The 4,220-nt window shown below is 72.8% G+C and carries 4 protein-coding genes; all 4 read right to left on the bottom strand.

Features of this window, described 5'->3' with window-relative positions; genetic code table 11:
• Positions 1-614 (bottom strand): hemerythrin domain-containing protein (locus VF468_00315; GenBank protein HEX5876770.1); only part of this gene is annotated, 614 nt, incomplete at its 3' end.
• A gap of 47 nt (positions 615-661) precedes the next feature.
• The gene (locus VF468_00310) at positions 662-1,075 is read right to left on the bottom strand and encodes a DUF3291 domain-containing protein (protein ID HEX5876769.1); all 414 of its coding nucleotides are present in this window, start codon (positions 1,073-1,075) and stop codon (positions 662-664) included.
• A 9-nt stretch (positions 1,076-1,084) separates the two neighbouring features.
• Positions 1,085-1,768: a hemerythrin domain-containing protein gene (locus tag VF468_00305; GenBank protein HEX5876768.1), complete on the bottom strand. Its 684-nt coding sequence runs from the start codon at positions 1,766-1,768 to the stop codon at positions 1,085-1,087.
• A gap of 100 nt (positions 1,769-1,868) precedes the next feature.
• Positions 1,869-4,220, bottom strand: a 2,352-nt coding sequence (locus VF468_00300; protein ID HEX5876767.1) for a LuxR C-terminal-related transcriptional regulator, incomplete at its 5' end; no start/stop codon positions are given.

Genomic DNA, 4,220 nt, shown 5'->3' with positions numbered 1-4,220 from the left:
GGGGCGATCGCGCGCAGGTTGGCCGCCTCTTCGGGGGTGGCGTTGGCCAGCACCCAGGGCAGGGCCATACGCATATGCCGATAGGTGGTGAGCTTGGCCTCCTCCTTCTTGAGGGTGTGCTGGTCGGCCTCGGACAGCAGCGACTCAAACGGGGGCACCACCACGGCCTCCTCGCGGTCCAGGTGATCCACCAGCACCCGGTCGAATGCCGCCGCCTCGTCCAGCAGATGACCGCGGGTGTCCTGCCACAGGCGGGCGCTGAGCTGGTGACCAAGGAGGCGGAAGCGGGCGTTGATCCGGGCCATGGCCGCGTCCAGCTCGACGTGGTCATCTTCGAGCCGGAGGGCGTCGCGCTCAAAGGTGCGCACCCGCTGCAGCAGGAAGGGATACATCACGTCGTCCTCGGTCAAGTGGTGGTCGTGGATCAGCCCCACGATGGCGGCAAAGGCGCGGCCGAGGGCTGCCGCATGCTGGGTGTCACCGGCCGGCAGGGTGTCCACGGCGCTGATCAGGCGCTGGCTGTCGGCGCGCATCGCCTTGTGCATCGCGATCAGGACGCGGCTGTGCTCGGAGATCGGAATGGGCGGGGCGTTGGTCAGCTCGGCATCGGACATGCCTGCTCCTTCTATCGAGGCGTGATCTCCGTGTAGCGGCTGATTGCTCATCGCGCGCTCGGCCCTGGCGTGGCGGAGGAGCCCATCAGCCGGTCGATGGCCTCCTTCCAGGTGATGGGCAGCGCCGAGCCTTGGACGGTCCAGAACTGGAACCTGGTTGGGCCCATCCTGGGGCGGAGCGTGCGGATGACGGCCAGGTGGGGCATGGCTCTGGCGAAGGCGTCGAGGTGCTGCTGGTCGGTCCAGGCCGAGAGGGTCCAGAAGGTTCCCTTCATGGGCTGGGCGAGCAAGCTGTAGCCGACCAGCCCGTCGGTCCGCTCCAGCTGCCGGACCACCGACAGGGTAAGGCGCAGGAACCTCGGGATGCTGCGGCGTGACCGCAGCGGCAGCCGCGAGGCCATCACTAGGTAGCGTTGGTCCGGGTCGGGTTGGGTCTTGGTACGCCAGGGCAGTGGGGGCATGGCGTCCTCCTAGTGGTGGACTGGCTTGGTGGGCGGATGCAGGGGACGGACCAGCCGCTGGTAGCCGGGCTGCAGGGCCAGCCGGTACAGGACCCGCAGCAGCGGCGGCTGCTCGCCGAGCAGCTCGGCTCGTTCGCTCGGCGAGGCATGGTCGAGCACCCAGGGGCCGGCGAAGACGAACGAGCGCAGGCCGACCAGCCTGAAGGCCGCCTTGTTGAGGTCGGCGTACTCGGCGGCGCTGAAGTGGGCCGAGTAGCGGGGGAAGGCGATCGCTTCCTCGTCGCCGGTGTGGGTGTCCACGATGGCCTTGAGGGCCACCGTCGCCTTGAGGGCCTCCTCCCGTTCCCGCTCCCACCGGCTGCCACCAGCCGCGGTTGCGAGCCCGGCCAGGCTCTCCCTGGCCACTTGCAGCCGGTCGGCCAGCACCTGGTGCTGGCCTTCCAGCTGGCCGTCGGCCTCGGCAAAGGACCGGTTGCGCTCCAGCAGCGCCGGGTAGATGACCGCCTCCTCGGCGTGGTGGTGGTCGTGGATGGCGCCCTCGTAGCGGGCGTACCACGCGGCCAGCGCCCGCAGCCGGCCGACGTCGGCCGGCCCGGCGGCGCCGACCAACTCGGTGAGCCGGGCGGCGTCGGCACGCATCGACCGATGCTCCAGGTAGCTGATCCGCAGGTCCGGCTTGGTCGGGTCGTCCATGGCGCCTCCCCTGGCCCCGGCGTCGGCCGTCGGGTCAGGTCGAGGTTAGGCAGGCCGGCATCGGCACACACCGGTGAAATCACCGGGTTGACGGCCGGGATCAGTCGAGGGGGAACTGGGCCAGCTGGGTGCGGGAGCTGATGCCGAGCTTGGCGAAGACGTTGCGGAGATGGAAGTCGACCGTGCGGGGGCTGAGGAACAGCTGGGCGGCGACCTCCCGGGTGGGTAGCCCGCGGGCCACGAACCGGGCCACCTGGAGCTCCTGGGGGGTGAGCTGCCGAAGGGTCGACGGGTCGCGCCGGCGCACGGCCTGCCCGCTGGCCCGCAGCTCCAGGTGTGCCCGCTCCGCCCAGGGTGCCGCCCCCAGGCCCTCGAACACGTCGAGGGCGGCCTGGAGATGGGCGCGGGCGTCGACCCGGCGTCGGGCCCGGCGCAGCAGCTCGCCGTAGGCCAGCTCCGTGCGGGCCTGTTCGAACGGGCGCTGTGCCCGCTGGTGGTGCTCCAGCGCCTCCTCGAACCGGCTCCGGGCGACATGGCCCTCAGAGAGGAGTCCGTGCGCATGGGCTGCCCGCGCCTGCGCCCATGGCGCGCCGGTGGTGGTGGCGACCGCCTCCAGCGATCGAAGCCATTCCAGGGCGCTGTTGTGTCGGCCGGCATGCACGGTGGCCTCGACGCCGTCGAAGGCGGCCATGGTCACGACCACCGGGTGGCTGAGTTCCTCGAGCAGCGTGGCCGCCGAGGCCGGCCGGGCCGTGGCCGCCTTCTGGACCGCCCGGGCCCACAGGACCAGGTCGTGGACGGCGCCCTGGAAGACGCCCAGGGCGTGGGCGGCCGCGACTTGCTCGGTCTCGGCGACTCGGGACCAGAAGCCGTCCTGGTCGCCCTGGAGCGCCGCCAGCAGGCCGAGCAAGGCCAGCGGGGGGGCAGACGGCGCACGCTGGCCGGTGCCGGAGGCGAGCCGGACCGCTTCGGCGGCGCTGGCCGCCGCGGCAGTCCAGCGGCCACAGAGCAGTTCGGCCTGGGCCAGCCGGGGCAGTGCGAACAGCAGCTCGGTAGCCTTCCCATCGGCTCGCGCCGTCGCCGCCACCCGCACGTTGAGCTGGTAGGCGGCGGTGTCGTCGCCGACGTAGAAGGCGTGGTGGGCGGCGAGCGCCAGCAGGTCAGGGTCCTCCAGGCGCTGGGCCAGCCGGATGGTCCCGGTGAGCAGGGGGACGGCGGCCGCCAGGTCGCCGTCCAGCGCGTGGAGGAACCCGGTAACCAGGTCGGCGAAGTACCGGTCGTGCGGGTCGCCGGCCGGTCCGAGGCTGGCCGCGACCCGGGCCAGCTCGACGCCGGCCGCCCGGTCGCGCTCCAGCCACGCCGCCTCGGCGGCGGCGGCGAGGACGCGACGGGCCCGCCGGGGATCGACCGCGGCGACGTCCAGGGCCGCCTGGACCAGGATCGGTTGGGCGGCGGCCGCCGAACCAACGCTCAGCTCATACCAGCCTCGCAGCCGGCCAACCTCGGCGCGGACCAGCGGGTCGGAGGCAAGCGGCCACGCCGCCTGCAGCAGCCCGGCGGTCCGGTGGAGCTGGCCAGCAAGCCAAGCAGTCTCGGCCGCGGCGACCAGCCGCCACCCTCGCCCCACCGGGTCGGCGCAGAGCCCGGCTGCGCGCTCCAGCGCCGCGCACGCCGCCTCAAAGCCGCCCCGCCCCCGGGCCCGCTCGGCGACCGCGTCGAGCTCACCCACCACCTGCTGGTCCGGCTCGACCGCCGCCGCTGCCAAATGCCAGGCCCGCCGGTCGGCATCGCCCTGGCGGTGAAGCGCCGCGGCGAGCGCTCGATGCGCCTGCCGACGCTGGCTCGTGGTCGCTGCCCGGTAGACGGCCGATCGGACCAGAGGATGGTGGAAGTCGAGGGATCCGCCTTCGACTCGGACAAGCTTGGCTTCCTCGGCAGCATCCAGCGCCGCGGCTCCGGCGCCCATGGTCGCCGCCGCCGCCAGCACGGTGGCCGACCGGCCGGTATCCTCGGCCGCCGCGACAAGCAGCAAGACCTGCGCGTCGGCGGCCAGGCGACGCACCCGCTCCAGGAACGCACGCTGGACCGCGTCGGTCAACGGCAGCTGGAGCGGGAGCGGCTCCTTCCCTGATAGCTGTCCCGCCGTCAGCACCGACGCCAGCTCGGTCAACGCTAGCGGATTGCCGCCGGTCTGCTCAACCAGCCGGTCACGCACCTGCGGGTCAACCGCCACGGCCGCACGCTCCGCCAACAGGGCAGCCACCGCAGTGCGGTCCAAGCCTCCCACCTCCAGCTGAGGAAGCCCGGCGGCGTCGAAGCGCCGGAGATCTTCGTCCCTGGCAGCAACCAGCAGCACCACGCCCTCCGCCTCCAGCCGCCTCGCGACGAAGACCAGGGCGCCGACCGACGCCTCATCGAGCCAGTGCGCATCGTCGACCACGCACAGCACGGG

This window comes from Actinomycetota bacterium (assembly GCA_036280995.1).
Taxonomy (GTDB): Bacteria; Actinomycetota; CALGFH01; order CALGFH01; family CALGFH01; genus CALGFH01.
The sequence above is the reverse complement of the archived record's forward strand: the minus strand, read 5'-3'. Positions and strand labels throughout refer to the sequence as shown.

Coding starts and splice junctions, on each gene's coding strand:
- VF468_00310 (HEX5876769.1), bottom strand. CDS start 1,075: ATGCCCCCACTGCCCTGGCGTACCAAGACCCAACCCGACCCGGACCAA.
- VF468_00305 (HEX5876768.1), bottom strand. CDS start 1,768: ATGGACGACCCGACCAAGCCGGACCTGCGGATCAGCTACCTGGAGCAT.